The following is a 26,927-nucleotide window of genomic DNA, read 5'->3' on the forward strand; positions in this document are numbered from 1 at the left end:
CCGCCGGTGCCCCGGTCACTCAGAGGATCGCAGCAGGTCCGCGCCGCGTGCCAGTGACCCTTCTCACGACCTCACCCATGTCGAACGTCACGGGTCACGGCCGCCAGATGAGCACCAGCGCGCAGTCGTCGTTGTGCCCGGAGGCCATGGCGTTGACCAGCGCGCGGGCGCCGTCGCGGAACCCCGAGGGCAGCAGCCGCTCGGCCTCGCCGAGCAGCCGGTCGAGCCCGGCGTCGATGTCGCGGCCGGGCTGCTCGATGAGCCCGTCGGTGAACAGCAGCAGCGCGTCGCCCTTGCGCAGGGTGCCGCTGTCGGGCTCGCAGTGCAGGTCGGGCACCACGCCGAGCACGACGCCCTTGGCCGAGGCGACCTGCCAGCTCCCGGTGCCGGCGTCGAACTTCACCACCGGCGGATGCCCGGCCGAGGTGATGGTGTAGTCGCCCGTCGCGAGGTCGAGACGCAGGTGGACGGCGGTCACGAAGCCCTCGTCGCCCCGCTGGCGGTGCAGGTAGGCGTTGCAGGCGGGCAGGAAGTCGTCGACCGAGCCGAGCAGCCCGCCGAACGTCCCCGACAGCAGCAGCGCCCTGGTGCCCGCGTCCACGCCCTTGCCGGAGACGTCGACCAGCGCGATCTCGACGGTGTCGCCGTCGCGCATGGACACGAGGAAGTCGCCGCCGAACGAGGACCCGCCGGCCTGCTTGAGCACGACCTTGGCACCCCAGTCCTTGGGCAGCGGCGGCAGCTCGCCCTGCCTCTTGAGCCGGTCGCGCAGCTCCAGCAGCATCGCGTCGCCGCGCAGCCCTTGAACACCGAGCTTGCCGCGGGTGCGCGCCATGAGCACGGCGAGCACGGTGGTGAACCCGATCGTCACCATGAGCCCGACCCCGACGCGGCCCGCGCCGAGCGCGACGGCGATGTAGCCGAGCGCCGCCCCCACGGCCACGAGCAGCGTGACCAGGCTGCGCAGGCGCAGCTGCAGCCCGCCGACCAGGGTGACGAGGATGAGCAGCGACGGCGAGAACCACTCGGTGGAGACCTCGCCGGCGAGCACTCCGATGAGCAGCGCGAGCACGGAGAGCGTGATGAGCAGGTTGCGGTCGCGGGCGAGCGGCCCTCTGCGGACGAAACGGACGATGGACACGAGGATGGGCACCCGCGCCAGCGCGGCGCGGACCCGTGGCGGGATCAGCGGCGCCGGACGGGAACTCATGATGGGCCTGACTGTATCGGTCCGCATCCCGTTTGGGCAGTCCACTTGACCAAGGCCTTGATCATTACGTGCGGATATTCGGTGGCTCTCCCCCTTTGCCCGCTCCTACCTTGGACGGATGAGCTTCCCCATCCGTCCGATCGCCGAATCCGAGTGGACGGCGTACGTCAACGTCATGAACGAGGGCTTCGGCTGGACCGCGCCGCCCGGCATGATCGAGCGGTTCAAGGCCGAGACCGAGTTCGACCGGACGCTGGCCGTCTTCGACGGCGAGGTCATGGTGGGCACCACCGGCGTCTTCAGCCTCAGGATGACCGTCCCCGGCGGGCGGCAGCTCCCCGTGGGCGGGGTGACGTCCGTGAGCGTGCTGCCCTCGCACCGGCGCCGCGGCGTGCTGTCGCAGATGATGCGCCGCCAGCTCGCCGACATCCGCGAGCGTGGTGAGGCGGTGGCCGCGCTGTACGCCTCCGAGTCGGGCATCTACGGCCGCTTCGGCTACGGCCGCGCCGCGAGCGAGTTGTCCTTCCGGATCGCGAAGCGCGCGGCGTCGTTCGTGGCGGACGCGCCCGCGGATCCGTCGCTGCGGATCAGGGTGGCCCCGCCGGCCGAGGTGCGGGCCGAGCTGGAGGCCCTGTTCGCGGCCGTGGTGACCGACCGGCCGGGCCGCTACGAGCGGCACGCCGCCTTCTGGGACGGCAACCTCGCCGACGACGAGTCCGACCAGCGCGGGATGGGCGCGCTGCGCTGCGTGCTGGCGGAGGACGGCGGCGGCGTGCGCGGGTACGCGCTGTTCCGGGTCAAGTCGGCCTGGGACGACAACGGGGTGCCCGAGGGCGAGCTGCGGCTGCACGAGCTGGAGGCGGCCGATCCCGCGGCGTACGCACTGCTGTGGCGCCACCTGCTGGACCGGGACCTGGTGACCACGCTGCGGGCGGGCAGCCGGCCGGTGGACGACCCGCTGCAGGCGCTGCTGGCCGACCCGCGCCAGCTCCGCGCGTCCTGGGGCGACGAGCTGTGGGTACGCCTCGTCGAGGTGGACCGCGCCCTGACCGCCCGCGCCTACGCGGCCCCGGTGGACCTGGTGATCGAGGTGGACGACGACGTGTGCCCGTGGAACGCCGGCCGCTGGCGGCTCACCGCGGACCCGTCAGGCGCGGAGTGCAAGCAGGTCGAGGACGAGCCGGACCTCACGGTGCCGGTGGCGGCGCTGGGGTCGGCGTACCTGGGAGAAGGGCAGCTCGGGCCGCTGCTCGGCGCGGGGCTGCTGCGCGAGCACACCCCGGGCGCGGTGCGCGGGCTCGCCACCGCGATGTCCTGGAGCCCCCGGCCCTGGGCGGGCCGGGTCTTCTGAGACGGAGGTTCCCGGGCCCGGGGCCCGGGACGTACGCTCGGAGCATGGCGTTGCAGAGCTTGCAGATCACCGCGACGATCGCCATGCGCGCCCGCGACGTGTCGCGGCCGGCGAAGGAGCAGCAGGAGGCCGCCGACCGGCGGCCCCTGCGTGACGAGATGCCGAGGCGCGAGGCCAAGCGCAAGGGACAGAACGGCTAGCCGGGGGCCGGGCCGTCAGGGCAGCGGCGGGAGCTGGCCGATCGTCTCGTAGGAGGCGAGCTGCGCGATGCGCCGGCTGTGGCGCTCGCTGCCGGAGAAGGCGGTGCCCAGGAAGACCTCGGCGAAGCGGGTGGCGTCGTCGAGGGAGTGCATGCGCGCCCCGAGGCTGACGACGTTGGCGTTGTTGTGCTCGCGGGCCAGGCGCGCGGTGTCCTCGCTCCAGGCCAGGGCCGCGCGGATGCCGCGCACCTTGTTGGCGGCCATCTGCTCGCCGTTGCCGGAGCCGCCGATGACGATGCCGAGGCTCGCCGGGTCGCCGGCGACGCCCTCGGCGGCGCGCAGCACGAACGCCGGATAGTCGTCCTCGGCGTCGTAGACGAAGGGACCGCAGTCGATCACCTCGTGCCCGTGGTCCTTGAGCCAGGACACGAGGTGGTTCTTGAGCTCATAGCCGGCATGGTCGGCACCGATGTAGACACGCACCCGCCCAGTCTTCCACAGCCCCGGGGTAGCGGCTCGCGCACTAGAGTAAGGATCACTTCCGACCACTAATCCTTACGAAGGCAGGGATCATGCGAGAGATCCGCGTCATCGGCGACCCCGTGCTGCGCACGCCCGCCGAGCCGGTCACGGACTTCGACCGCGAGCTGCGCCGCCTGATCGAGGAGATGTTCGAGGCGATGTACGCGGTCGACGGGGTCGGCCTGGCGGCCCCGCAGATCGGCGTGTCGCGGCGGCTGTTCGTGTACGACATCAACAAGCGCAAGGGCCACGTGATCAACCCGGTGCTGACGGTGGACGACCCCGAGGAGATCTCCGACGAGGAGGGCTGCCTGTCGGTGCCCGACCGGCACACCGGGCGGCCGATCTACGCCCCCGTCGCGCGGGCGGCGGGCGTGACCGTGGAGGGGGTGGACCGGCTGCGGCGTCCGGTGCGCGTACGCGCCCGCGGCTCGCTGGCGCGCTGCTTCCAGCACGAGACCGAGCACCTCGACGGCCGGCTGTACGTCGACCGCCTGCCGCGCGACGAGGCCCGCGGGATCATGTCACGCGCCTGATCAGGAGGCGTAGCGTGACCGTATGACTGTGCTTACCGGCAAGGGCGCGTTGGTCACCGGAGGCTCGCGCGGCATCGGCAGGGCCGTCGTGGAGCGGTTGCGGCAGGACGGCGCGGAGGTCGTCTTCTGCTACGAGCGGTCGGAGGAGGCCGCGCGGCGGGTCGCCGAGGAGACGGGCGCGACGGCGGTGCGCGCCGACCTCGGCGTGAGGGAGGATCTGGAGCGGCTGTTCGCCGAGGCGGAGGCCCGGTTGCCCGGGGTGGACATCCTGGTCAACAACGCCGCCACCACCGCCGGGCAGAAGCTGCTGATGGATCTCACGGACGACGACTTCGAGCGCTCGTTCGCGGTCAACGTGCGCGCCGTCCTCCTCGCCATGCGGTGGGCCGCCAGGGTGATGCGCGACGGCGGGCGCATCGTCACCGTCTCCTCGATCAACACCCTGGTGCCGGCCCCGCTGCTCACGCTCTACTGCGGCGGCAAGGGCGCGGTCGAGCAGTTCGCCAAGGTGGCGGCGCGGGAGCTGGGCGGGCGCGGCATCACCGTCAACGTCGTCTCCTCGGGCGCGACCGACACCGACATGTTGCGCGGCGCCAACCCGCCCGAGGCGCTGGAGCGGACGCTCGCGTTCACCGCGCTCGGCCGGCTCGGGCAGCCGGACGACATCGCCTCGGTGGTGGCGTTCCTGGCCGGGCCCGACGGGCGGTGGGTCACCGGGCAGAACCTGATCGCCAGCGGGGGCCTGCTGGTCTGACCCGCGAGGCCCGCCGCCGGGGCGCCGGCGTCAGAGCTGGAGCGACTTGACCTCCAGGTATTCGTCCAGGCCGTGGTCGCCGAGCTCGCGGCCGACGCCCGACTGCTTGTAGCCGCCGAAGGGGGCCAGCGGGTTGAACCGGCCGCCGTTGACGGCGACCTGGCCGGTGCGCAGCCGGCGGGCCAGCCCCAGGGCGCGCTCCTCGGTGCCCGCCCAGACGGCGCCGGCCAGGCCGTAGCGGGTGCCGTCGGCGATGGAGACGGCCTCGTCCTCGGTGACGTAGGGGATCACCGACAGCACCGGCCCGAAGATCTCCTCCTGCTCGATCGTCATGCCGGGCTCCACCCCCGCGAACACCGTGGGCTCGACGTAGAAGCCGCGCTCGTGCGGGCGTTCTGTGCCGCCGGCCACCAGCCGGGCGCCCTCCTCCTGGCCGCGGTTGATGTAGCGGACCACCCGGTCGCGCTGGACCTGCGAGACCAGCGGGCCGATCCTGGTGGACTCGTCGAAGGGGTCGCCGACGGTGTAGCCGCGGGCGGCCTCGACGGCCAGGCGGACGGCCTCGTCGTACTGGTCGCGGTGGACAATCATGCGGGTCCAGGCCGAGCAGGTCTGCCCGGCGTTGACGAAGCAGTTGGCCACGCCGACCTTGACGGCGAGCTTGAGGTCGGCGTCGGGGAGGATGATGTTGGCGGACTTGCCGCCGAGTTCGAGCGCCACCCGCTTGACGGTCTCGGCGGCGAGCGCGGCCACCCGGCGGCCCGCCGCGGTGGAGCCGGTGAAGGAGACCATGTCGACGCCGGGGTGGGCGGCCATGGCCTCGCCGACGACCGGCCCGCGCCCGCTGACGAGGTTGAACACGCCCGGCGGCAGGCCCACCTCGTCGAAGATGCCCGCCAGCGCGTACGCCGCCAGCGGCGCGACCTCGCTCGGCTTGAGCACGACGGTGCACCCGGCGGCCAGCGCCGCGCCCACCTTGCAGACGATCTGGTGCAGCGGGTAGTTCCACGGGGTGATGGCCGCGACGACCCCGACGGGCTCCTTGACGACCAGGGAGGTGCCGACGCGCCGCTCGCGCGGATGGCTCTCGGCCAGTCCGGCGAAGGAGGCGAGGACCCCCGCGGGCATCAGGGTCTGCACCTTGAGCGCGAAGCCCAGCGGGGATCCCATGTCGGTGGCGATCGTCTTGGCGATGTCGTCGGCGCGCTGCCGCAGCAGGTCGGCCGCGTCGGCGAGCAGCTTGCCGCGTTCGGCGGGCGCGGTGCGCGACCAGGACGGGAACGCCTCCCGCGCGGCGGCCACGGCCGACTCCACGTCGTCGGGGGAGCCGGCGGGCACGTGGTCGATGACCTCTTCTGTGGCCGGGTTGACGACCTCTATGGACTCGTCGGACGCCGAGGCGGTCCAGGAGCCCCCGATGTACAGCTCACGCATGTCCCCATCCTGACAGCGCATCCCGTCGATCGCGAGGGAGGTTCACTGAGCCGGGGATGAGGATTCTCCACCGCCATCAGGTTCTTTCTCCCCCGGGGTATCCGAAATGCGCTGACAGCGGGATTTCAGGCGAATTGCGGGCGGCGGGTGCGCGTGCGCTTCAGCTCGAAGAAGTCGTCGAACTCCGTCACCGCGACGACGCCGTCCCACAGGCGACCGGCGTCCTCGCCCCTGATGATCCTGGTGATGACCGGCCCGAAGAAGGCGTTGGCGCCGACGCGGATGATCGGCGTGCCGACCTCCTGGCCGACGAGCGTGATGCCCTCGTCGTGCGAGGCGCGGATGCCGGCGTCCCACTCCTCCGACTCCATCGCGTCGGCGAGGCTCGGGTCGAGGCCCACGGCCTTCAGCGCGGCCTCGTTGATCTCGCGCAGCTTCTCCGGGTCCTTGCCGAGCCCTTCGTTGTGCAGGCGGGTGCCGAGCTCGGTGTAGAGCCGGCCGACGTACTCCTCGCCGTGCTTGGCCGCGGCGGCGGCCACGACCCGGACCGATCCGTGGGCCTTGAGTGCCCGCTCCTTGTATTCGGCGGGCACGTCCTTGTCCTCATTGAGGTAGTGGAGCGACATGAAACGGAAGCGGGGCTCGATGGGCCGAACCTTCTCGACTTCGAGCAGCCATCGTGACGTTACCCATGCGAAGGGACAGGAAGGATCGAACCAGAGGTCCACGGGAATCTTCTCAGCCATGTGGGGCCATAACCTGAGGTGGCTCGGATCCTATTCCCGCCGTGACAGGATACCGACAACCCCGACGAAGCGGTTGAAAAGGAGCGGAACTTGGCAGGCAACCTGACCAGGAACGAAGCGCGCGAACGCGCCCGGCTGTTGAAGGTCGAGTCGTACGAGGTCGCCCTCGACCTGACGGAAGGTGAGGAGCGCTTCGAAAGCGTCACCACGGTCCGCTTCTCCGGCCTGGTCCCCGGTTCGTCCACCTTCATCGACCTGCACGGCGCGCACGTCCGCCAGGTCACCCTGAACGGCGAGGACCTCGACGTGTCCGCCTACGACGCGGAGAAGGGCCGCTTCCCGCTCCCCTCGATCGCCGAGTCGAACGAGCTGCGCGTGGACGCCGACTGCTCCTACATGCGCACCGGCGAGGGCCTGCACCGTTTCGTCGACCCGGTCGACCAGGGCGTCTACCTGCACACCCAGTTCGAGACGGCCGACGCCCACCGGATGTACGCCTGCTTCGACCAGCCCGACCTCAAGGCCACCTTCCAGCTCACCGTGCTGGCCCCGGCCGACTGGGAGGTCGTCTCCAACGCCGCCGCGGCCGACGTCGAGCACCTGCCCGAGCAGGCCGGGAGGCACGGCACCGTGCAGGCGGCCAGGCGGTGGACGTTCGACACCACGCCGGTCATGTCCACCTACATCACCGCGCTGGTGGCCGGGCCGTACCACAAGGCGACCTCCGAGCACGACGGCATCCCGCTCGGGATCTACTGCCGCGCCTCGCTCGCCGAGCACCTCGACGCCGACAACATCTTCGAGGTCACCCGGCAGGGCTTCGACTTCTTCCACAAGGTGTTCGGGGTGCGCTACCCCTTCGGCAAGTACGACCAGCTCTTCGTGCCCGAGTTCAACGCCGGCGCGATGGAGAACGCGGGCTGCGTGACGTTCCTGGAGGACTACGTCTTCCGCTCCCGCGTCACCGACGCCCTGGTCGAGCGGCGCGCCGAGACGATCCTGCACGAGATGGCGCACATGTGGTTCGGCGACCTCGTGACCATGCGCTGGTGGGACGACCTGTGGCTCAACGAGTCGTTCGCCACCTACATGTCGGTGCTCTGCCAGGCCGAGGCCACGCGGTGGGGCAGGGGCGCCTGGACGACGTTCGCGAACGTCGAGAAGGCCTGGGCCTACCGCCAGGACCAGCTCCCCTCCACCCACCCCATCGCCGCAGACATCCCCGACATGCAGGCGGTCGAGGTCAACTTCGACGGCATCACGTACGCCAAGGGCGCCTCGGTGCTCAAGCAGCTCGTCGCGTACGTGGGGCTGGAGAACTTCCTGGCCGGCGTGCGCGACTACTTCGCCGACCACGCCTGGGGCAACACCGAGCTGAAGGACCTGCTCGACGCCCTGGAGCGCACCTCGGGCCGGGACCTGTCGGCCTGGTCGAAGGACTGGCTGGAGACCGCCTGGGTCAACACGCTGCGCCCGTCGTTCGACGTCGAGGACGGCCGCTTCACCCGCTTCGAGGTGCTGCAGGAGGCTCCCGCCGACTACCCGACGCTGCGCTCGCACCGCATCGCCGTCGGGCTCTACTCGATGGTGGACGGGGCGCTGACCCGTACCAAGCGGGTCGAGCTGGACGTCGTCGGCGCGCGGACGCAGGTGGCCGAGCTCGTCGGCGAGGAACGGCCCGACCTGGTGCTGCTCAACGACGACGACCTCACCTACGCCAAGATCCGCCTGGACGACGAGTCCCTGCGGACGCTGGTGAACGGCGGCATCGCCGCGTTCACCGACTCGCTGCCGCGGGCGCTGTGCTGGTCGGCGGCCTGGGACATGACCCGCGACGGCGAGCTGCCGGCCCGCGACTACGTCCGGCTGGTCGTCTCGGGCGCGAGCGTGGTCACCGACCTCACCGTGCTCCAGGCGATCCTGCGGCAGGCCCGCCAGGCCGCCCAGCAGTACGCCGACCCGGCCTGGCGGGCCGAGGGCCTGCGGCTGCTGGCCGACGAGCTGCGCTCGCTGCTCGCCGCCGCCGCGCCGGGCTCGGACCACCAGCTCGCCTACCTCCAGGCGTTCGCGCCGGCGGCCACCTCCGGCGAGGACCTCGACCTGCTGGCCGGCATCCTCGACGGCACCGCCGTCCCCGAGGGGCTGGCCGTGGACGCCGACCTGCGCTGGACCCTGGTGCACGCGCTGGTCACCGGCGGCCGGATCGACGAGGCGGGCATCGCGGCCGAGCTGGAGCGCGACCCCACGGCGACCGGTGAGCGCTCGGCCGCGCAGTGCCGGGCCGCGCTGCCGACCGCCGAGGCCAAGGCGGCGGCGTGGGAGCGCATCCTGGGCGGCGAGCTCGCCAACCACATCGCGCGCGCCACGATCGGCGGGTTCCAGGACCCGCACCACACCGAGCTGCTCGCGCCGTACCGGGAGAAGTACTTCGCCGAGGTCGGCCGGGTCTACAAGGAGTGGACGTTCGACCAGGCGTCGTCGTTCGCGGTGGGCTGCTTCCCCGCGCTGCTCATCGAGGAGGCGACCGTACGGGCCGCCGAGGACTACCTCGCGGCCGAGCAGCCGCCGCAGGCGCTGCGCCGGCTGATCCTGGAGGGCGCCGACGGCGTCCGGCGCGCCCTGCGCAACCAGGAGAGGGACGCGGCGGCCTCCTGACCGTCGCACAGTACCCGTGGGGTGAGTGTTCCCTGCCCCGCGGTCGGACGCCCCCGCCAGGACGGGCGGGGGCGCCCGACACCTGCGCCGACTTGGCCTTGCCACCTCGGAGCCGGTGTTAGCCTCGACTACGTGCTAGGCGCCGGGACCACGCTCAACGACCGCTACGTGCTGGCCGGTCGTCTCGGCGGCGGCGGCATGGGCGAGGTCTGGCGTGCCGAGGACAAGGTGCTCGGCCGCTCCGTCGCGGTGAAGGTGATGACCCCCGCGCTGACGGAGAACGCCACCTTCGCCCAGCGCTTCCAGAACGAGGCCAGGGCGATGGCCACGCTGACCCATCCCGGCGTGGTCGACGTCTACGACTACGGCACCTGCGAGATCTCCGGCCGCCAGGTGACCTTCCTCGTCATGGAGCACGTGCGGGGCGAGTCGCTCGACCGCGTGCTGCGCCGCGGGCCGCTCGACCCGGCCGCCGCCATGCGGCTGGTCGCCGAGGTCGGCGACGCGCTGGCCGCCGCGCACGCGCAGGGCATCGTGCACCGTGACGTCAAGCCGGCCAACCTCATGGTCCGCGAGGGCGGCGGGGTGGCGCTCACCGACTTCGGCATCGCGCACTCGGTCTCGGCGGGGCACCTGACGGCGACCGGGCAGATGTTGTGCTCGGCGGGCTACTGCGCGCCGGAGATGGCGACCTCCAGCGAGGTCACGCCGGCGGTCGACGTCTACGCGCTCGGGGTGGTGGCGTACGAGTGCCTGACCGGGCGGCCGCCCTACCAGGGGGAGACCCCCGTACAGATCATCTTCAAGCACCTCAACTCGCCCGTGCCGGAGCTGCCCGCCGACGTGCCCGCCGGGCCGCGGGCCGTGGTGACGCGGGCGCTGCAGAAGACGCCCGAGCAGCGCTGGGAGTCGGCCGCCGCCATGGCGGCGGCCGCCCGGCAGGCCCTGGCCGCCCCTGGCGTCGCGCCGCGCGTGGCCGGTGACACGGGGCCCACGGCGGCCCCGGGCGCGGCCGGCGGGCCGGGTGCTTCCCCGGGGGGCGGCGTTCACGGGAACATCCCCGGCGCCTTGCCGGGGACCTCGCACGGATCCCTGCCTGGGGGTTCATACGGTCCCCTGTCCGGCGTCCTGCCTGGAGCAGCGGCCGGGATGGGAGACGGGCCGGCGACCGGGATGGCCGGTGGGCCGGCGGGTGGCGCGACAGGCGGGGCAGCCCCAGGGACGGCTGCGGGGACGCTCCCCGGCCGGCCTGAAAGGCGTGGGCGGCGGGCGGCGCGGGTGGCGCTCACCGTCGCCGCCGCCGTGCTGGTGTCGGCCGGCGTCGCGGGAGCGGTGCTGCTGCGCCCGGACCAGACGTCGGGCGAGGCCACGGTGACGCCGACCAGCGTCGCCGACACCACGGCCACCACCGGCCCCAAGACCCCGGCCACCTCCCGGCAGCAGAACGTGCCCCCGGTCCGGCAGACCCCCACCGCCGCGCCTACGCAGGGCACGACCCCGGTGCCCACCCCGTCGGTGACGGTCACGCCCACCGCGCCGCCCTCCCAGACTCCCACGGCCGCGCCGACCACGGCCGAGCCGACCAAGGAGCCGACGAAGGAGCCCACCCCCGAGCCCACGCAGTCGGTCCCGGAGGAGCCGGCGACAGAGCCGCCGAGCGACCCGCCGGGCGAGATCCAGTGCATCCGCGAGCCGTGCCCCTGATCGGCTGCCCGTGATCGTGTGCCCCTGCCCGTAATAGGCTGCCCGCACGCTTTGCCGGTGTACGCGACTACTCGGCGATCGTGAGAAGGTCGTCCCGTGGAGACGACTCGTGACCTGCTCATCGCCCTGGCCCGCCGCTACGCCTTCGCCGATCTCGGCGCGCTCGCGCCGGCGACGGAGATCGCCGAGGTGTGCGAGTTCGGGCAGCGGCTGCTCTCCCTCGACGCGGAGGACTTCGCGGCCGAGGCCAAGGTCGTGCCGGCCGAGCTGAGGCGCCGGGCCCGGGCCTGCCACATGCCGCAGACGCCGCGCGAGCAGCCACGGGGGGCGCTGGAGTCGCTGCGGCCGGCGTACGGGCTGCTGCTGGAGGCCATCGCGGTGCGCTGGCACCGGCGGGAGCTGAGCCCGATGATCGCCGCCGTGCACATCGCGAGCGAGTACCTGCCGCTGCTGGCGTTCGAGCCGCATCTCGGTCACGCCGGCGACCCGGCCCGCTGGCCGGCCGGGCTGAGCGCGCCGGGGAGCCGGTTCGGGGTGATCGGCGACCGGGAGTGCGACCACACCAAGTCCGAGCAGTCCGCCACCAACCGCACCCTGCGGGTGTCGGTGGAGCCGGCGGAGGGCTGGCGGGCCTACTTCGACCGGCAGCACAGCCAGGTCGCGGGGGCGCTCGCGGTGTGCGCGGCCACCTGCCGCAACCCCTGCACCTCGATGGACTGGATCGAGCCCGAGCCGCGGGCCGACCTGCAGCTGCGCGCTCGCACGGCGCTGGCCTTCGCCGAGACCCCGCTGGTGCGGCTGCGGCACGCCGCGCCCGTGGGGCACGGGTTCGGGGTGCCGTCGCCGGAGGAGGTGCTCGACGCCTGGGAGCGCAGCCGCCTGGCGCTGGACAAGAACCCCGTCGGGGCCGCGGCCTCGAAGGACGACGGGTTCCCGCTGCCGGGGCTGCCCAGCCTGTTCGCCGCCGTCGCCGACGCCCCCATCGAGCCCTCGACGCTCCTGCGCGGCGTCAGCGAGCACGTCGTCCGGCTGCTCGAACGGCACGACGCCGCCTGACCCCGGCGTCGCGGCGGGCAGGCGGTCAGGAGCGGGCCGGCTCCGTGCCTGTGCCGGGCTCCGGGTGCCACAGGACGAGTGTCACCTGCGCGGTGAGAACGGCGACTTCGGGGGCGTGCCGCCTCTTCCTGGCCCGGATCTCGATCCTGGGCGGCTCTGCCTGCTCCCAGCCCAATGACTCCGCGACCTCGATCGTGCCCTCGATGGCGTCGTACAGGCCGCGCCGCGCGGCGGCCGACGGAGCAGTATGGCCTGTTCTCGATCACTGGGAAACCGGCGACGGGGTCACCGCGGAGGGCCGATGGGTTGTCCGCGAGTCCGGCCGTCCCCCGGCGGGGACGGGAGTTATGATCATGGGAGCAGCCGTCCACATCTCTAGAGAAGAACATAGTTAATACCCCGAAAACGGGCGTGGAACACGATGAGCTGGGCCATAAAACTATGGACAGGGCAACACTAGGATTCGGCAAGATTTCCGGGCTACGGTGAGTCACGTGGACACCGACAACCAGCGAGAAGACGGTCACACCGCGTCACCGATCTGGGTGAGCGACCGGCCGGAGAGCGAGCAGACCGCCGCCTCGACGCCATCGGCGCCCACCTCCACGTACGCGCCCGTGCCACGCGCGTCCGTGCGCGACCTGCTGGCACAACCGCGTTTCCGCCGGCTGCGCACGCGCCTGCTGGTGGGGGTCGCGGCGGCGATCGTGGTGGGTTTCCTGGCGCAGGACTGGCGGATCGGCGTGACCGCGGGCGTGGTCGCGGCCATTCTGGAGGCGGCCTACCGGGCACGCTCCAATTCGTCCGTGCCCGCGTGGCGGCGCGCCTCCGTGGCGGAACGGCGCACTGAGGCGCAACTGCGCAAGCTGGAGCGCCTGGGCTACCGCACGCTGCACGCCCGCTCGATCCCCGACACCGAGCAGCAGATCGACCACCTGGTGGTCGGTCCGACCGGTGTCTACGCCGTCGACTCCGAGAAGTGGGACAAGCGCCTTCCGGTCCGTGTCCAGATGGGCAAGAAGCTCTTCCACGGGCCGTTCGACCAGAAGGAGCGGCTGACCCACGCCAAGTTCGAGGCGGCGAGGGCGAGCGAGCTGATCAGTGAGTCGTTCGGGCGCGAGGTCCCGGTGGTGCCCTCGCTCGCGATCTACGGGCCGCCCGTGCCGTGGAAGATCATGACGATCCGCGGCGTGGACGTCTACCAGGGCGACCGGGCCCGCAAGTGGATCACCAAGCGGGAGCGGGCGCTGACCGACGCCGAGATCGAGAAGATCTTCGAGATCGCCGGCAAGGTGCTGCCCTCCCGCTACGGCGACGACTAACGTCCGCCGGATCGCGCCGCACGCCGCCTTCCCCGGCCGGGCGTGCGGCGCTTTCCCGCACTCTCCCTCCGATCGCCGCGCCGTCCGAGGCGTGGACGGCATGTCTCAGTCGCCGGGCACTGGCCGTACCATGTGAAGACTCGACAGCGATGGGAGAAGCGCGATGCCCGCCCTCAGGTCACGTACGGTCACCCACGGCAGGAACATGGCCGGTGCCCGGGCCCTGCTCCGGGCGACCGGTGTAGCCGGGAGCGATTTCGGCAAGCCGATCGTGGCCGTCGCCAACAGCTTCACGCAGTTCGTCCCGGGACACGTGCACCTGCGCGAGGTCGGCGACGTCGTCGCCGCCGCGGTGCGCGAGGCGGGAGCCATCCCCCGCGAGTTCAACACGATCGCGGTCGACGACGGCATCGCGATGGGCCACGGCGGCATGCTCTACTCGCTGCCGTCCCGCGAGCTGATCGCCGACGCGGTCGAGTACATGGTCAACGCCCACTGCGCGGACGCGCTCATCTGCGTCTCCAACTGCGACAAGATCACGCCGGGCATGCTGCTCGCCGCCTTCCGGCTCAACATCCCGACGGTGTTCGTCTCCGGCGGCCCGATGGAGGCCGGCAAGACCCCGGGGCGCAAGCTCGACCTCATCGACCCGATGATCGCCTCCGCAGACGCGTCGGTCTCCGACGAGGAGCTGCTGGAGATGGAGGAGAGCGCCTGCCCGACCTGCGGCTCGTGCTCCGGCATGTTCACCGCCAACTCCATGAACTGCCTGACTGAGGCGATGGGTCTGGCGCTGCCCGGCAACGGCACCATCCTGGCCACGCACAAGGCGCGCAAGCGGCTCTTCGAGGACGCCGGCCGCACGCTGGTCGAGATCACCCGCCGCTACTACGAGGAGGGCGACGAGTCGGTGCTGCCGCGCTCGATCGCCACCCGCGAGGCGTTCGAGAACGCCATGGCGCTCGACGTCGCCATGGGCGGCTCCACCAACACGATCCTGCACATCCTGGCCGCGGCCCGCGAGGCCGAGGTCGACTTCGGCCTCAAGGAGATCAACGAGATCTCGCTGCGGGTGCCCTGCCTGTGCAAGGTCGCCCCGGCCACCAGCAAATACCACGTCGAGGACGTCCACCGGGCCGGCGGCATCCCCGCCATCCTGGGCGAGCTCGACCGGGCCGGGCTGCTGCACCGCGACGTGCCCACGGTCAACGGCGGCACGCTGGCCGACCTGCTGGCCGGCTGGGACGTCAGGTCACCTTCCGTCCGGCCGGAGGCCGTCGAGCTCTGGCACGCCGCGCCCGGCAACGTGCGCACGGTGAAGCCCTACTCCCAGGACAACCGCTGGGACGACCTCGACCTCGACCGGGCCGCCGGCTGCGTCCGCGACCTGGAGCACGCCTACACCGCCGACGGCGGCCTCGCGGTGCTCTACGGCAACATCTCGCGCGACGGCGCGGTGGTGAAGACCGCCGGGGTGGACGAGTCGATCTGGCGCTTCAGCGGCCCTGCGGTGGTGTTCGAGTCGCAGGAGGACGCCGTCGAGGGCATCCTCGGCGGGCGGGTCAAGGAGGGCGACGTCGTCGTCATCCGCTACGAGGGCCCCAAGGGCGGCCCCGGCATGCAGGAGATGCTCTACCCGACCTCGTTCCTCAAGGGCAAGGGCCTCGGCAAGGCGTGCGCGCTGGTCACCGACGGCCGCTTCTCCGGCGGCACGTCGGGGCTGTCCATCGGCCACGCCTCCCCCGAGGCGGCCGAGGGCGGCACGATCGCGCTGGTCGAGGACGGCGACGTCATCGACATCGACATCCCCAACCGGACGATGGAGCTGCGCGTCCCCGAGGCGGAGCTGGCGGCGCGGCGCGAGCGGCTGCTGACCGACCTGGGCGGCTACCGGCCGCGCGAGCGCAACCGGCCGGTGAGCGTGGCGTTGCAGGCCTACGCCGCGATGACGACCTCCGCCTCGACGGGGGCCTCGCGGGACCTGTCGCAACTGTCGAAGTAGCGGGCGTCCGGGACGGCGGGCGACAGGGTTCTCGCCTGCCGTGCCGGTGTGTCCGGGCACCTGTCCTTCCGGACAGGTTTTCGAAAAATGTCGGTCGCGGTCCGTATTCTTTGGGTATGACGACAGTCGTGAAGCACGATACTCGCCCGCTGACGACCGCCGAGATCGCCGCCCTCGCACTCTCCCTCGCCCACCTCGGCGCGGGACCCCAGGCTGTCACCGCCCGGCGCGGCCTGCAGCACGCGCTCCAGCACCTGGAGCTCGACGACGACGTCATCGCCGCCACCCTCGCCACCCTGACCGAGCCGCTGCCCCTGGAGGTCGCCTCCCGGGCCAGGCTGATGGCCGACGCCATCACCAGCCGGCTCATGATCCGCCTGCACTACCGCGACGCCGGGGGCAACATCACCGTCCGCGACGTCGAGCCGGTGACCTGCCTGGTGCACCGCGAATACTGGTATCTCGTCGGCGTGTGCCGGATGCGCCGCGGGATCCGGGCCTTCAGGTTCGACCGCATCCTCGCGGTCGAGCCCACGCTCACGCCGGCGCGGCCGCATCTGGCCGACCGGTTCCTGCCGTTCCAGCGCCGCAAGCGGGTCAGGGCCGGAGCGGCCTAGCGCCAGGACGCCGGGGCGGCCGGCTCGCCGCCGCCCCGGCCCCAGGGTCAGGGGAACGGCGCCCCCGGCCCCAGGGGTCAGGGGAACGGCGCCCCTGCCTTCCGGTCAGGAGGAGCAGCAGCCCCCGCCGCAGCAACCGCCGCCGCCACCGCTGGGGCGGGGTGCGGCGGCGCCGCCGGTCATGGCGACCGTGGACAGCAGCTTCACCGTGTCGTCGTGGCCTTCTGGGCAGGCCGCCGGCGCGTCGGAGTCCGACATCGGGCGGGACACCTCGAACGTGGAGCCGCACGCGCGGCAGCGGAAGTCGTAACGGGGCATGGCCTAAGCGTAGGTGATGTGCGCGTAGTCGGACACGGGCTCGTACCCGATGGCCTGGTAGATGGCGTTGCTGGTGGGGTTGGCCAGGTCGGTGAAGAGCACGACCTCCTCGCCCCGCTCCGCGAGCCCGACGCGGCTGACGTGGGCGGTGACCGCGGACCCGTAGCCGTGCCGGCGGCGCGAGGGGGGCGTGTAGACCGGCCCGACCCGGCAGACCCCGCCCGCCGCCTGCGACAGCGCCGCGAGGGAAACCGGCGCGCCGCCGTCCTCCCACACGAACAGCTCGCGCCGGGTCAGCCGCTGGGCGACCCGCTCGGCCGGGTCGCCCTCGCCGAGCCCGGCCTCCTCGCCGAAGGCGTGGTACCAGCTCACCAGCAGCGGGAAGTCGGCGGGCGTGGCGAGCCTGCCCCGCCCCGGCACCTCGGGGACGCTCAGCGCGCCGAGCCGGTAGAGCCGCTCGGCGACGGTCCTCGCGGGCGGCCCCATCAGGCGGACGACCTCGTCGGTCAGCTCGGCCCGGCCGACGATCGCGGGGATGTCCCGGCCGAGCGCCTCCACCAGGGGCGCGACCGCCTCGACCGGCATGACGGCGAGCCCGATCGGGTACGGCGGCGTACGGAAGGCCGCCCCCCGCACCTGCCCGCCCACCGTCCACCAGCCGAACCGGGGATCCTTGGCCGGCGTGCCGGCGCGCAGGTCGGCCAGCACGGTCAGCGGGACGGTGTTGCCCACCGGGTCGCCGAGCAGGAAGGGCTCGGCGACCGCGGCGTACTCCTCCGGGTCGGAGGTGAAGGTCCACATGCCTGGCATGGTGCCAGGCGGCGGCCCGCCCGGACAAAGCGGGCGGTCAGGCCGCCGCCTCCAGGTAGGGCGCCCACTGGGGGTCGCCCACGAGGGAGGCGCCGATCAGCCGCCAGTGTGCCCCGCGCGGCACCGCGGGGAGCACGCGGAGCGTCCACCCCAGCTCTTCCAGGTATTTGTCGGCCTTGCTGTGGTTGCAGGTGGTGCAGGACGCCACGCAGTTCTCCCAGGTGTGCGTGCCGCCCCGGGAGCGCGGGATGACGTGGTCGATGGTCTCGGCCCGCTGCCCGCAGTAGGCGCAACGGTAGTTGTCACGGCGCATGAGCGCCGCCCTGGTCAGGGGGATGCGCGACCGGTAAGGGATGCGGACATATCTGCGGAGCCTGATCACCGAGGGCACGTCGAGCGTGCAGGTCGCTGAGCGCAGCACGGCGCCCCTGCCGTCGCGGTGCACGACGTCGGCCTTCCCCCGGAGCACCAGCACGACGGCGCGGTGCAGGGAGAGCGTGGTGAGCGGCTCGTAAGTGGCGTTCAGCAGCAGGACCTGGCGCGTCATCGGGCCTCTCCCCGCTGCTTGCGTATCAAAGGGGACATGCCGTGGCATGTCCCGGCTGTCGGCCCCTCCTGGGGCACTCGTGCTTCCGTCACGTGGACCTCCGCCGGACGGCCCAGCGGATGGTCACCACGGCGCCGTCCTGTCAGCAAGTCTGGCGTTAGCAGCGCCGTCCCCGCCACCCCATAAAGCACTCACCGGACTGACCAAAGGGACGCACGGTACGTTTTATGCCCGCTTCACCTGGGTTTTACGCCTGCTCCGTGGCAGTAGGGTTCCCAGCATGACGCGAGAGCCGTACCCCGCCGCACGCCGCGAAGACATCATCGACGAACTGCACGGAACGCCCGTACCAGACCCCTACAGATGGCTGGAGGATCCCGACAGTCCAGAGACGAAGGGATGGCTGCTCGCGCAGAGCGAGCTGTTCAGCCGGAGCCGGGGGCCGCAACGGTTCAAGAGCCGCATCGCCGAGCTGCTGCGGTCCGGCTCGATCGGCGTGCCGACCTGGCGCGGCGAGCGCTACTTCTTCAGCCGCCGCACGCCCGACCAGGAGCACGCGGTCTACTACGTCGTCGAGGCCGACGGCACCGAGCGGGCGCTGATCGACCCGATGGCGATCGACCCGTCGGGGCTGACCACGCTCGACGCCGTCCAGCCCGACAAGGAGGGGCGGCTGCTGGCCTACCAGCTCTCGGTGGGCGGCAACGAGGAGTCCGTCCTCTACATCATGGACGTGGCGACGGGCGCCCGCGTCGAGGGGCCGATCGACCGCTGCCGCTACTCCCCCGTCGCCTGGCTGCCCGGCGGCGAGGCGTTCTACTACGTGCGCCGGCTGCCGAGCACCGAGGTGCCGGAGAACGAGACCCAGTTCCACCGCCGCGTCTACCTGCACCGCGTCGGCACCTCCACCGAGGACGACGCCATGATCTTCGGCCAGGGGCTGAAGATGACCAACTACTACGGCGTCGGCGTCTCCCGCGACGGCCGCTGGCTGCAGGTCTCGGCGCACGAGGGCACCGCGCCCCGCAACGACCTCTGGGTGGCCGACCTGACCGCCTCCCCGGCCGACCGGCCCGAGCTCAGGGTCGTCCAGGAGGGCGTGGACGCGCAGGCCGGGCTGGTCTTCGGCCGCGACGGCCGGCTCTACGTCCACACCGACCGCGACGCCTCCCGCGCCCGGGTGTGCGTCACCGACCCGGCCGAGCCCGGCTACGACACCTGGCGCGAGCTGATCCCCGAGGACCCCGAGGCGGTGCTCAACGACTTCGCCATCCTCGACGACCTGGAGCGCCCGGTGCTGCTGGTGGGCTGGACCCGCCACGCGATCAGCGAGATCACCGTGCACGACCTGGAGACCGGCGAACGCCTCGGCGAGGTGCCCACGCCCGGCCTGGGCTCGGTCGGCGGCATCGCCGAGCGCCCCGAGGGCGGCCACGAGGCGTGGTTCGGCTACACCGACAACACCACCCCGCCCACCATCCAGCGCTACGACGCCCGCACCGGCGAGACCACGCTGTGGGCGGCCTCGCCGGGCGCCGTGGAGGTGCCGGACGTCCGCACCGAGCAGGTCGTCTACCGCTCCGCGGACGGCACCGACGTCCGGATGCTGGTCATCTCGCCGCCCGGCGAGGCGAGCGGCCCCCGCCCGGCGATCCTCTACGGCTACGGCGGCTTCGGCATCTCCATGACCCCCGGCTACTCCGCCTCGATCCTGGCCTGGGTGGAGGCCGGCGGCGTCTACGCCATCGCCAACCTGCGCGGCGGCGGCGAGGAGGGCGAGCAGTGGCACCGCGACGGCATGCTGGGCAACAAGCAGAACGTCTTCGACGACTTCCACGCCGCGGCCGAGCACCTGATCGCCACCGGGGTGACCACGGCCGGGCAGCTCGGCATCTCCGGCGGCTCCAACGGCGGGCTGCTCGTGGGCGCGGCGCTCACCCAGCGGCCCGACCTGTACGCCGCCGTGGTGTGCTCGGCCCCGCTGCTCGACATGGTCAGGTACGAGCTGTTCGGCCTGGGCGCGACCTGGAACGTCGAGTACGGCTCGGCCGCCGACCCCGAGCAGTTCGGCTGGCTGTGGGGCTACTCGCCGTACCACCACGTCAAGGAGGGCGTGGAGTACCCGGCGACGCTGTTCACCGTCTTCCAGTCCGACACCCGGGTGCACCCGCTGCACGCCTGGAAGATGTGCGCGGCGTTGCAGCACGCGACGGCCTCCGACCGGCCGGTGCTGCTGCGCAACGAGACCGAGGTGGGTCACGGCGCCCGCTCGGTCAGCCGCTCGGTCGACCTGTCGGCCGACACGCTGACCTTCCTCGCCGCCCACACCGGGCTCTAGAGTCGGAGGGGTGAGCATGCTGGGGCCGGCCATGGTCGAGGCCGTCCCCAGCGCTGCCCTGCGCCCCTACGTCACCCGCCTGACCGCCTACCGCGAGCACCCCGGCACGCCGGTGACGCGGGCGGAGGCGGCGATGCCCGGGGCCGTGCTCATCCTCGCCTTCGGCACGCCGATGGAGGTGGACGGGCAGCGGCTCACGGCGTTCGCCGGCGGGCTCGGCGACCGGTTCACCGTCACCCGCACGGCGGGGCCGACGGAGGGCGTGCAGGCGTTCCTCACGCCGTTCGGCGCCAGGCGGCTGCACGGCCTGCCGATGCGTCACCTGACCAACCGCGTCCTGCCGGCGGGCGAGCTGCTGGGGGCGTGGGCGGAGACGGCCGTGGAGCGGCTGGCCGCCACGCCGTCCTGGCGGGAGCGGCTGGCGCTGGTCGACCGGCTGCTGCTGGCCCGCCTCCTGCGGGGGCCCGAGGTGGGGCCGGAGGTGCCGTGGGCGTGGGCGCGGCTGCTGGAGTCGGGCGGGCGGGTCCGCGCGCCCGAGCTCGCCGCCTCGCTGGGCTGGAGCCACCGGCATCTGGTGGCGCGTTTCCAGGACCAGGTGGGGCTGCCGCCGAAGACGGCGGCCCGGGTGATCAGGTTCGGGCGGGCGGCGCGGCTGCTGCGCTCGGGCGCGGCTCCCGCGCTGGTGGCGGCCGAGTGCGGCTTCTACGACCAGGCGCACCTCAACCGGGAGTTCCGCGCGCTCGGCGGCGTCACGCCCGGTCAGATTCGTCCAAGACCCGGGAGCCGGCGCCCGGCATCCTGAGCCCCATGAGACGAACCGTGTACGCGCTCGCCCGCTACCAGGACTGCGGGGCGGCGCTCGACTTCCTGACGGAGGCGTTCGGGTTCCGGGCGCACGAGGTGTCCAAGAACGACGAGGGCGTGGTGCACCACGCCGAGCTGCTGGTGGGCGACGACCTCGTCATGATCGGCCAGGGCCGGCCGGGCGGGCCGGGGGTCTACGTCGCGGTGGACGACGTGGACGCCCACCACGACCGCGCGGTGGCGGCGGGGGCCAGGGTGACCATGGCGCTGGTGGACCAGCCGTACGGGTCCAGGGAGTACGGCTGCGCCGACCCCGAGGGCAACCTCTGGTGGTTCGGGACCTACCGGCCCTGACCAGCGGGACTCAGGGGGACTCAGCGGGGGAAGACCACCGTCTTGTGGCCGTCGAGCAGGACCCGCTGCTCGGCGTGCCACTTGACCGCCCGCGCCAGCGTCACGCACTCGACGTCGCGCCCGATGGCCGCGAGGTCCTCCGGCGAGTGGCTGTGGTTGACCCGGGCCACCTCCTGCTCGATGATCGGCCCCTCGTCGAGGTCGGAGGTCACGTAGTGGGCGGTGGCGCCGATCAGCTTGACGCCGCGGTCGTGCGCCTGGTGGTAGGGCTTGGCGCCCTTGAACGACGGCAGGAACGAGTGGTGGATGTTGATCGCCCGCCCGGCCAGCTTCTCGCAGAGGTCCGGGGAGAGCACCTGCATGTAGCGGGCCAGCACCACGAGGTCGGCCTGGTAGTGCTCGACCAGTGCGAGCACCTCGGCCTCCTGCCTGGGCTTGGTGTCCGGGGTGACCGGCAGGTGGTGGTAGTCGATGCCGTGCGACTGGGTGAGCGGGCGCAGGTCGGGGTGGTTGGAGACGACCGCGACGACGTCGATGTCGAGCGTCCTCGCCTTGACCCGGTAGAGCAGGTCGTTGAGGCAGTGGTCGAACTTGCTGACCATGATGAGCACGCGCGGCTTGCGCGCGACGTCCCGCACCGTGAACTCCATGGCGAAGTCGGGGGCGAGCGCGGCGAAGGCCGCCCTGATGTCGTCCTCGGACGGCCCGCCGGCGAACTGCACGCGCATGAAGAAGCGCTGCGCCACCCGGTCGCCGAACTGCTGGCTCTCGATGATGTTGCACCCGTTGCGGGCGAGCAGGCCGGAGACGGCGGCCACGACGCCGGGGCGGTCGGGGCAGGAGAGCGTCAGGATGTATTCGGCTGGGCTGGTCATGCGGTCACTCTCGCGGGCGTCGGGTCGTGGGGACGTGGATCGGGCGTCACGTCGAGGGTACCGGCGTGACGAGTGTTGCCGGGGACGCGCTGGACGATCGAATATGGGGTAGTAATCCGGCATTACGGACGATTTGGATAACTCGGACGGGTCCCGCCTCATCGTCCTGACGGACGGGGGTGGAGCGCGTGCCTTTGGACGCCGTCGTGCTGGTGGTGGTCGCGGCGCTGTTCGCGATCGTGGCCGGGATCAACGACGGCGGCGCGCTGCTCGCCACCGGGCTCAAACTGCCCACGGTGCGGCCGGCGGCCGGCATCCTCGGGCTGATCCTCATGGTGGCGGTTGTGCCGCTGCTGTCGTACCAGGTGGCGCTGACGTTCGTGGACCGGCTGGCGAACTTCGACGCGCCAGGCGGGCGGATCGTGACCTCGGCGGCCGTGCTCGCGGCGCTCGGCGTGGTCGCCACGCTCAGCGCCCAAGGCCGCCCGACCAGCCTCACCCTCGCCATCGTGGGCGGGCTCACCGGCGCGGGCCTCGGCTGGGGGCTGCCGGTGTCGACGGGGACGGTGGCGCAGGTGCTCGCGTTCGGCGTCGCCGCCCCGATCGTCGGCGGGCTGCTGGCGTGGGTGCTGATCCGGCTGCTGTCGCTGGTGACGCGCTCCCGGGGGCTCGGGCGGTGGCACCGGCTGGGCTTCCTGCTGCAGACGATCGCGTACTCCGCCAACGACGCCCAGAAGATGCTCGCGCTCTTCATGATCGCCATCGGCTTCCGTGACGCGCCGCCCGCGTACACGTCGCTGGTGGCCGTGCTCTTCGGGATCGGCGTCCTCTACGGCCTGCCGACGGCCGGCCGCTCGCTGAGCCAGGAGATCATCGTCTCCCGGCCCGCGCACGGCGTCGCCGCTGAGCTGGCGTCGAGCCTCGCGGTCATCGGCTGCGCGGCGGCCGGGATGCCGGTGAGCATGACCCAGGCCGTCGCGGGCGGCCTGATCGGCGCGGGCGTGGCGCGCGGCAGCGGCCGGGTGCGGTGGTACGCGGCGGTGAAGATCGCGACGGCCTGGCTGCTGACCCTGCCGGCCAGCGCGCTGGCGGGCTGGGTCCTGGCCCTGGCGGTGAAAGGACTGAGAGCGTTGTGAAGCGACTGCGGTGGATCAGGGACCTCGTCTCCGGGCGCATGGACGCCGGGGTGACCGAGGCGCTGCTCGGCCAGCTCGAGGCCACCAAGGAGGGCGCCTGGCTGGCCATGTCCATGATCGGCGGCGAGGTGGGGCGCACCGGGGCGCACGAACGGATGCGCTCCATCGAGCACCTGGGCGACGAGGAGCGCGCCCGCCTCGTGGACGAGCTCCAGTCCGCCCTCGTCACGCCGATCGACCGGGAGGACCTGTTCCGGCTGTCGCGCTCGATCGACGACGTGCTGGACTCGCTGCGGGACTTCGTGCGCGAGTCCCATCTGTACCGGGTGCCGGAGCAGATCCGCTTCACGCCCATGCTCGACCAGGTCATCGTCGGCATCGACGCCCTGGAGCAGGCGGTGCGCGACCTGGCCGCGAGCCCGACGGCGGTCGCGGTGGACGCGCTGGAGGCGAAGAAGGCGGGCGGGGCGATCCGGCGGATGTACCAGTACGAGATCTCGCGCATCTTCTCCGGCGACGAGCTGACGCCGGAGAAGATGAAGGAGCGGGAGCTGGTGCGCCGGCTGGAGATCGTCGGGGTGGCGATCGGCGAGGCGGCGGACGCCATCGCCGACGGCGCCATGAAGCGCTGACCGCTCCCGGGGCTCCCCCGCCGGGCCTGGATGGGAACATGGAGGTCATGGCGGGGCGAATGGGGCGGGCGGTCGCGGTGTGCGCCGCTCTCGGGGTGCTGTGGTGGGCCACCGTCCGCGTCGCCTGGCTCGGCATGGGCTGCGGGGACTGGGGGTGCCTCCCGCCGTCCGTCGGGCTGCTCGTGGTGATCAGCCTGGCGCTGCTCGCCGGGTCCGTACGGGTCCTGGAGCGGGTGAACGTGCGGCCGGCCCGGCGGGTGGCGCTCGTGACCGCCGGGGCGCTGGTGGTGTTCCGGCTGGCCGGGGAGGCGCTGCCGTCGTGGACGTCCCAGTGGGCGGACCTGGCGGCGGCCGGGACGGCGTTCGCGGGGGCGGGGGCCGTGGCGGCGTTCGTGACCGAGTCGCGGGTACACCGGGCGTGGCGGGTGGCGGCGGCGATGGCACTGGTCGCACTGCCGCCGCTCGCCCTGGCTCTGACGCTCGCCAGGTCACCCGTCTGACGACCTCCTCTCCAGGGAACTGACGCTGGCGAGGTCAGCCTTCTGACGGTCCCTCCTTCATGGCACCAGCAGTGTCTTGCCGACGACCGTCCGGGCCTCGATGGCCGCGTGGGCGGACGCGGCGGACTCCAGGGGGACGACCGCGCCGATCACCGGGCGGAGGCGACCGGCCGCGGCCTCGGCGAGCGCCGCCCTGGACAGCTCGCGCAGGTCCGTGTCCGGCCAGGCGACGGCCTTGACGCGCGGGTCGGGGGTGGTCATGGGGCCGCCCGCCATGCCGTACACGCTGATCCGGCCGCCGTCCTTCAGCAGCCCCTGCGCCGCCGCGCCGATGTCGCCGCCGACGCCGTCGAAGACGAGGTCGAGCCCGCCGGTCGCGGCGCGCACCTCAGCGGTCCAGCCGGGCCGCGTGTAGTCGACGGTCAGCTCGGCCCCCAGGCTCGCGGCCAGCTCCCGCTTGGCCGCGGACCCGGCCGCACCGGCCACGCGGGCCCCGGCGGCGGTCGCGAGCTGCACGAGCAGGCTGCCCACGCCGCCGCCCGCCGCCTCCACCAGCACCCACTCCCCCGGCGCCGGGGCGGCGGCACGGGTCAGGCCGAGCGCGGTGCGCCCGTCGGCCAGCAGCGCGACGGCGTGCTCGGGCGACAACCCCTCGGGCACGGGGATGACGTCCTCGGCGCGGGCCGCCGCCAGCTCCGCGTAGCCGCCCTGGCCGCCGAGCGTGGTGACGACGAGCGTGCCGGTCAGCGCCGGGTCCACGCCCTCCCCCACCGCGAGCACGGTGCCCGCCACCCCGTTGCCGAGGACGGCGGGCAGCTCGGCCCGCCGCGGCCCCCGGTCGGCGCGCACCTGGGTCTCCACGAACGTCACGCCCGCCACGGCGACCCGTACCAGCACCTGCCCCGGCCCGGCGACCGGATCCGGCACCTCCTCGACGACCAGCTCCTCCGGACCGCCGTACCGCCTCAGCACCACCGCGCGCATGTCTCCAGCCCTTCCCTTAATCGGAGCGATTCGCTCCGGAATCTATATCGGAGCGCATCGCTCCGCAATGCGGCTATCGTGGTCGCCATGTCCGGACGCGGCAGGCAGGCCGAGGCGGCGCGCAACGATCTGCGGCTGCTGCGGGCGGCGCACGAGGTGTTCACCACGCAGGGGTTCGACGCCCCGGTCTCGGCCATCGCCCGGCAGGCGGGCGTGGGCATAGGCAGCCTCTACCGCCGCTACCGCACCAAGGAGGAGCTGCTCCAGCGGCTGTGCCTCATCGCCATGGAGCGCGTCGCCGAGGCCGCCGAGACGGCGTTGGCCGACGACGACCCGTGGTCCGGCCTGGAGGGATACGTCCGTGAATGCGTGGACCTGCGCTCCGGCGCGCTCGCCCCCGTCGCGGGCACCATCGAGGTCACCCCCGAGATGTGGCGCGCCTCGCACCGGGCCACCGAGCTGGCCGGGCGGCTCGTCGGGCGGGCGCACGCGGCCGGCGTGCTCAGGGACGACGTGACCGCCCTCGACCTCTCGCTGCTGATCGAGCAGTTCAGCCGCCCCGCGCCTGGCCCGCCCGACCCCGCGCACGAGCACGTCAAGCGGCGCCTGCTCGCCATCGCGCTCGACGGCCTGCGCGCCCCCGGCCGCACGCCGCTGCCCGGCGATCCGCCGGGCGCCGACTGGTACGAAGGTCGCTGGGGAGAGCGCCCGTAGGGTCTACGGTGGGGTGCGTGGCGTTCAACGAGCTGCTCGACGACCTTGACCAAAGCGCCGCGGCCCAGGCCGCGGGGATCCGGCGCGGCTACGGCGGGCCACCCGCCCGCACCGTGTCCGCGTGCGCCGGCCTCACCCGGCTGCGCTGCGCGTCGCTGCTGAAACCCCTCTACGCGTGGGTGGCCGCGGACCGCATCCCCGACCGGGAGCGCTGGCGCCGGCACGCCGAGCCCGCGGTCGTGGTCTCCTCCAACGCCGACACGCTCAACCTGTGGCTCGGCGTCGGGCCCGGCGTCATCCTCGACGACCTCCGCGAGCGCACCGGCGTGTCCTGGGCGCCGCCCAACGGCGACCCCTCGCGTTTCGGCTCGGTCGAGGTCGCCGCCGAGGAGGTCGCGACCGCGTACGCGGTGCTCGCCCAGTCCGCCGCGGCCGGCGACCCGGTCGCCTCCGACGTGCTGACCTGGATGCGGCACGTGGAGGGCGAGCAGACGTTCGGAATCCGGGAGGCGCTCGGCTCGGCCGAGGCCGCCGTCAAGTGCGGCTGGTACGGCGCCCCCGACGAGACCTGCCTCCGCACCCACGCCGTGGCCCTGCTGCCCCGCGGCGGCACCCGGGTGAGCGTCGTCGTCGGCATGACCGCGCTGCCCTTCCCCGACGCCGCCGCCCGCGAGGACTACCGGGTGCGGGTGGGCAAGGGCCTGCCCGTGGAGCACGTGCACGACAAGCTGTCCGGCGCGCTGCTGCGCGACCTGATGGCGACGACCCTGACCGAGCTGGGCGGCACGAAGACCCGCCGCTGAGCC

At 72.9% G+C, this 26,927-nt stretch carries 27 protein-coding genes; 18 read left to right on the forward strand and 9 right to left on the reverse strand.

The features are described from left to right. Window positions 1-94: 94 nt before the first annotated feature. A complete protein-coding gene (locus Nocox_RS32220) occupies window positions 95-1,210 on the reverse strand; it encodes a PP2C family protein-serine/threonine phosphatase (protein ID WP_020542153.1) in 1,116 nt (371 codons plus the stop codon). Window positions 1,211-1,328: 118 nt separating this feature from the next. Between Nocox_RS32220 and Nocox_RS32225 the strand changes: the two genes are divergently transcribed. Continuing rightward, a complete protein-coding gene (locus Nocox_RS32225; protein WP_020542152.1) occupies window positions 1,329-2,561 on the forward strand; it encodes a GNAT family N-acetyltransferase in 1,233 nt (410 codons plus the stop codon). 44 nt (window positions 2,562-2,605) lie between these two features. Then, on the forward strand, window positions 2,606-2,761 hold the full coding sequence (locus tag Nocox_RS32230) for a hypothetical protein (RefSeq protein WP_157382928.1): 156 nt from the start codon (window positions 2,606-2,608) through the stop codon (window positions 2,759-2,761). A 15-nt stretch (window positions 2,762-2,776) separates the two neighbouring features. Here the strand turns inward: Nocox_RS32230 and Nocox_RS32235 are convergent, their stop codons facing one another. Beyond that, the gene (locus Nocox_RS32235) at window positions 2,777-3,244 is read right to left on the reverse strand and encodes a ribose-5-phosphate isomerase (protein ID WP_020542150.1); all 468 of its coding nucleotides are present in this window, start codon (window positions 3,242-3,244) and stop codon (window positions 2,777-2,779) included. Between the two features lie 89 nt (window positions 3,245-3,333). On the opposite strand from Nocox_RS32235, the gene def reads away from it, so the two are divergent. Together def and Nocox_RS32245 are read left to right on the forward strand one after the other, a co-directional pair. Beyond that, the gene (gene def / locus Nocox_RS32240; RefSeq protein ID WP_020542149.1) at window positions 3,334-3,819 is read left to right on the forward strand and encodes a peptide deformylase; all 486 of its coding nucleotides are present in this window, start codon (window positions 3,334-3,336) and stop codon (window positions 3,817-3,819) included. Between the two features lie 22 nt (window positions 3,820-3,841). Beyond that, window positions 3,842-4,573: an SDR family NAD(P)-dependent oxidoreductase gene (locus Nocox_RS32245; RefSeq protein ID WP_026214124.1), complete on the forward strand. Its 732-nt coding sequence runs from the start codon at window positions 3,842-3,844 to the stop codon at window positions 4,571-4,573. Between the two features lie 30 nt (window positions 4,574-4,603). Here the strand turns inward: Nocox_RS32245 and Nocox_RS32250 are convergent, their stop codons facing one another. Both Nocox_RS32250 and Nocox_RS32255 read right to left on the reverse strand, forming a co-directional pair. Beyond that, window positions 4,604-6,007, reverse strand: a complete 1,404-nt coding sequence (locus tag Nocox_RS32250) for an aldehyde dehydrogenase family protein (RefSeq protein ID WP_020542147.1) — start codon at window positions 6,005-6,007, stop codon at window positions 4,604-4,606. Between the two features lie 125 nt (window positions 6,008-6,132). Continuing rightward, complete coding sequence (locus Nocox_RS32255; protein ID WP_026214123.1) at window positions 6,133-6,753, reverse strand: mycothiol-dependent nitroreductase Rv2466c family protein; 621 nt, start codon at window positions 6,751-6,753, stop codon at window positions 6,133-6,135. Between the two features lie 90 nt (window positions 6,754-6,843). Between Nocox_RS32255 and pepN the strand changes: the two genes are divergently transcribed. The 6 genes from pepN to Nocox_RS32285 all read left to right on the forward strand — a co-directional run bounded on the left by pepN (window position 6,844) and on the right by Nocox_RS32285 (window position 16,109). Next, a complete protein-coding gene (pepN, locus tag Nocox_RS32260; RefSeq protein WP_020542145.1) occupies window positions 6,844-9,408 on the forward strand; it encodes an aminopeptidase N in 2,565 nt (854 codons plus the stop codon). A gap of 132 nt (window positions 9,409-9,540) precedes the next feature. Continuing rightward, on the forward strand, window positions 9,541-11,112 hold the full coding sequence (locus tag Nocox_RS32265) for a serine/threonine-protein kinase (RefSeq protein ID WP_020542144.1): 1,572 nt from the start codon (window positions 9,541-9,543) through the stop codon (window positions 11,110-11,112). Window positions 11,113-11,208: 96 nt separating this feature from the next. Beyond that, window positions 11,209-12,168, forward strand: coding sequence for a hypothetical protein (locus Nocox_RS32270; RefSeq protein ID WP_020542143.1), 960 nt, complete (start codon window positions 11,209-11,211; stop codon window positions 12,166-12,168). A gap of 494 nt (window positions 12,169-12,662) precedes the next feature. Next, window positions 12,663-13,490, forward strand: a complete 828-nt coding sequence (locus Nocox_RS32275; protein WP_020542141.1) for a nuclease-related domain-containing protein — start codon at window positions 12,663-12,665, stop codon at window positions 13,488-13,490. Window positions 13,491-13,653: 163 nt separating this feature from the next. After that, window positions 13,654-15,492 (forward strand): dihydroxy-acid dehydratase, encoded by a 1,839-nt coding sequence (gene ilvD / locus Nocox_RS32280; RefSeq protein ID WP_026214122.1) that lies wholly within the window; start codon window positions 13,654-13,656, stop codon window positions 15,490-15,492. A gap of 116 nt (window positions 15,493-15,608) precedes the next feature. Beyond that, on the forward strand, window positions 15,609-16,109 hold the full coding sequence (locus Nocox_RS32285) for a helix-turn-helix transcriptional regulator (RefSeq protein WP_026214121.1): 501 nt from the start codon (window positions 15,609-15,611) through the stop codon (window positions 16,107-16,109). A 105-nt stretch (window positions 16,110-16,214) separates the two neighbouring features. On the opposite strand, the gene Nocox_RS32290 is transcribed toward Nocox_RS32285, so the two are convergent. The 3 genes from Nocox_RS32290 to Nocox_RS32300 are packed head-to-tail and all read right to left on the reverse strand — an operon-like array spanning window position 16,215 to window position 17,784. Next, entirely contained in the window at window positions 16,215-16,427 is a 213-nt protein-coding gene (locus Nocox_RS32290; RefSeq protein WP_026214120.1) for an FmdB family zinc ribbon protein, read from the reverse strand. A 3-nt stretch (window positions 16,428-16,430) separates the two neighbouring features. Further along, complete coding sequence (locus Nocox_RS32295; protein WP_020542137.1) at window positions 16,431-17,228, reverse strand: GNAT family N-acetyltransferase; 798 nt, start codon at window positions 17,226-17,228, stop codon at window positions 16,431-16,433. Between the two features lie 46 nt (window positions 17,229-17,274). Beyond that, on the reverse strand, window positions 17,275-17,784 hold the full coding sequence (locus Nocox_RS32300) for an HNH endonuclease (RefSeq protein ID WP_020542136.1): 510 nt from the start codon (window positions 17,782-17,784) through the stop codon (window positions 17,275-17,277). 280 nt (window positions 17,785-18,064) lie between these two features. Here Nocox_RS32300 and Nocox_RS32305 point away from each other — a divergent pair, with 280 nt between their 5' ends. From Nocox_RS32305 to Nocox_RS32315, 3 genes are read left to right on the forward strand one after another with little or no spacing between them, the layout of a single operon-like run. Continuing rightward, on the forward strand, window positions 18,065-20,122 hold the full coding sequence (locus tag Nocox_RS32305; RefSeq protein ID WP_020542135.1) for a prolyl oligopeptidase family serine peptidase: 2,058 nt from the start codon (window positions 18,065-18,067) through the stop codon (window positions 20,120-20,122). 16 nt (window positions 20,123-20,138) lie between these two features. Beyond that, window positions 20,139-20,924, forward strand: a complete 786-nt coding sequence (locus tag Nocox_RS32310) for a helix-turn-helix domain-containing protein (protein WP_020542134.1) — start codon at window positions 20,139-20,141, stop codon at window positions 20,922-20,924. Between the two features lie 5 nt (window positions 20,925-20,929). Beyond that, window positions 20,930-21,280, forward strand: coding sequence for a VOC family protein (locus tag Nocox_RS32315; RefSeq protein ID WP_033408536.1), 351 nt, complete (start codon window positions 20,930-20,932; stop codon window positions 21,278-21,280). 20 nt (window positions 21,281-21,300) lie between these two features. Here the strand turns inward: Nocox_RS32315 and purU are convergent, their stop codons facing one another. After that, window positions 21,301-22,155 carry a formyltetrahydrofolate deformylase gene (gene purU / locus Nocox_RS32320; protein WP_020542132.1) on the reverse strand — a complete coding sequence of 285 codons (855 nt, stop codon included), beginning with the start codon at window positions 22,153-22,155 and terminating at the stop codon, window positions 21,301-21,303. Window positions 22,156-22,343: 188 nt separating this feature from the next. Here purU and Nocox_RS32325 point away from each other — a divergent pair, with 188 nt between their 5' ends. From Nocox_RS32325 to Nocox_RS32335, 3 genes are read left to right on the forward strand one after another with little or no spacing between them, the layout of a single operon-like run. Next, window positions 22,344-23,291, forward strand: coding sequence for an inorganic phosphate transporter (locus tag Nocox_RS32325; RefSeq protein ID WP_246649631.1), 948 nt, complete (start codon window positions 22,344-22,346; stop codon window positions 23,289-23,291). Next, complete coding sequence (locus Nocox_RS32330; protein ID WP_020542130.1) at window positions 23,288-23,923, forward strand: DUF47 domain-containing protein; 636 nt, start codon at window positions 23,288-23,290, stop codon at window positions 23,921-23,923. Before Nocox_RS32325 ends, Nocox_RS32330 begins: the two co-directional genes overlap by 4 nt. Before the next feature lie 47 nt (window positions 23,924-23,970). Beyond that, window positions 23,971-24,423 (forward strand): hypothetical protein, encoded by a 453-nt coding sequence (locus Nocox_RS32335; RefSeq protein WP_157382926.1) that lies wholly within the window; start codon window positions 23,971-23,973, stop codon window positions 24,421-24,423. A gap of 57 nt (window positions 24,424-24,480) precedes the next feature. Here Nocox_RS32335 and Nocox_RS32340 read toward each other — a convergent pair whose 3' ends face one another. Next, window positions 24,481-25,407 carry a zinc-binding dehydrogenase gene (locus Nocox_RS32340; RefSeq protein WP_020542128.1) on the reverse strand — a complete coding sequence of 309 codons (927 nt, stop codon included), beginning with the start codon at window positions 25,405-25,407 and terminating at the stop codon, window positions 24,481-24,483. Between the two features lie 87 nt (window positions 25,408-25,494). Between Nocox_RS32340 and Nocox_RS32345 the strand changes: the two genes are divergently transcribed. Both Nocox_RS32345 and Nocox_RS32350 read left to right on the forward strand, forming a co-directional pair. Continuing rightward, on the forward strand, window positions 25,495-26,121 hold the full coding sequence (locus tag Nocox_RS32345) for a TetR/AcrR family transcriptional regulator (protein WP_211212573.1): 627 nt from the start codon (window positions 25,495-25,497) through the stop codon (window positions 26,119-26,121). A 17-nt stretch (window positions 26,122-26,138) separates the two neighbouring features. Further along, a complete protein-coding gene (locus Nocox_RS32350; RefSeq protein ID WP_020542126.1) occupies window positions 26,139-26,924 on the forward strand; it encodes a hypothetical protein in 786 nt (261 codons plus the stop codon). Window positions 26,925-26,927 lie beyond the last annotated feature (3 nt).

Source organism: Nonomuraea coxensis DSM 45129 (assembly GCF_019397265.1).
GTDB lineage: Bacteria > Actinomycetota > Actinomycetes > Streptosporangiales > Streptosporangiaceae > Nonomuraea > Nonomuraea coxensis.

What these genes read in the sequence shown, in the direction of transcription:
- Nocox_RS32220 (WP_020542153.1), bottom strand. Translation starts at nt 1,210, where the DNA reads ATGAGTTCCCGTCCGGCGCCGCTGATCCCGCCACGGGTCCGCGCCGCG.
- Nocox_RS32225 (WP_020542152.1), top strand. Translation starts at nt 1,329, where the DNA reads ATGAGCTTCCCCATCCGTCCGATCGCCGAATCCGAGTGGACGGCGTAC.
- Nocox_RS32230 (WP_157382928.1), top strand. Translation starts at nt 2,606, where the DNA reads ATGGCGTTGCAGAGCTTGCAGATCACCGCGACGATCGCCATGCGCGCC.
- def (WP_020542149.1), top strand. Translation starts at nt 3,334, where the DNA reads ATGCGAGAGATCCGCGTCATCGGCGACCCCGTGCTGCGCACGCCCGCC.
- Nocox_RS32245 (WP_026214124.1), top strand. Translation starts at nt 3,842, where the DNA reads ATGACTGTGCTTACCGGCAAGGGCGCGTTGGTCACCGGAGGCTCGCGC.
- Nocox_RS32250 (WP_020542147.1), bottom strand. Translation starts at nt 6,007, where the DNA reads ATGCGTGAGCTGTACATCGGGGGCTCCTGGACCGCCTCGGCGTCCGAC.
- Nocox_RS32255 (WP_026214123.1), bottom strand. Translation starts at nt 6,753, where the DNA reads ATGGCTGAGAAGATTCCCGTGGACCTCTGGTTCGATCCTTCCTGTCCC.
- ilvD (WP_026214122.1), top strand. Translation starts at nt 13,654, where the DNA reads ATGCCCGCCCTCAGGTCACGTACGGTCACCCACGGCAGGAACATGGCC.
- Nocox_RS32285 (WP_026214121.1), top strand. Translation starts at nt 15,609, where the DNA reads ATGACGACAGTCGTGAAGCACGATACTCGCCCGCTGACGACCGCCGAG.
- Nocox_RS32290 (WP_026214120.1), bottom strand. Translation starts at nt 16,427, where the DNA reads ATGCCCCGTTACGACTTCCGCTGCCGCGCGTGCGGCTCCACGTTCGAG.
- Nocox_RS32295 (WP_020542137.1), bottom strand. Translation starts at nt 17,228, where the DNA reads ATGTGGACCTTCACCTCCGACCCGGAGGAGTACGCCGCGGTCGCCGAG.
- Nocox_RS32300 (WP_020542136.1), bottom strand. Translation starts at nt 17,784, where the DNA reads ATGACGCGCCAGGTCCTGCTGCTGAACGCCACTTACGAGCCGCTCACC.
- Nocox_RS32305 (WP_020542135.1), top strand. Translation starts at nt 18,065, where the DNA reads ATGACGCGAGAGCCGTACCCCGCCGCACGCCGCGAAGACATCATCGAC.
- Nocox_RS32310 (WP_020542134.1), top strand. Translation starts at nt 20,139, where the DNA reads ATGCTGGGGCCGGCCATGGTCGAGGCCGTCCCCAGCGCTGCCCTGCGC.
- Nocox_RS32315 (WP_033408536.1), top strand. Translation starts at nt 20,930, where the DNA reads ATGAGACGAACCGTGTACGCGCTCGCCCGCTACCAGGACTGCGGGGCG.
- purU (WP_020542132.1), bottom strand. Translation starts at nt 22,155, where the DNA reads ATGACCAGCCCAGCCGAATACATCCTGACGCTCTCCTGCCCCGACCGC.
- Nocox_RS32335 (WP_157382926.1), top strand. Translation starts at nt 23,971, where the DNA reads ATGGCGGGGCGAATGGGGCGGGCGGTCGCGGTGTGCGCCGCTCTCGGG.
- Nocox_RS32340 (WP_020542128.1), bottom strand. Translation starts at nt 25,407, where the DNA reads ATGCGCGCGGTGGTGCTGAGGCGGTACGGCGGTCCGGAGGAGCTGGTC.
- Nocox_RS32345 (WP_211212573.1), top strand. Translation starts at nt 25,495, where the DNA reads ATGTCCGGACGCGGCAGGCAGGCCGAGGCGGCGCGCAACGATCTGCGG.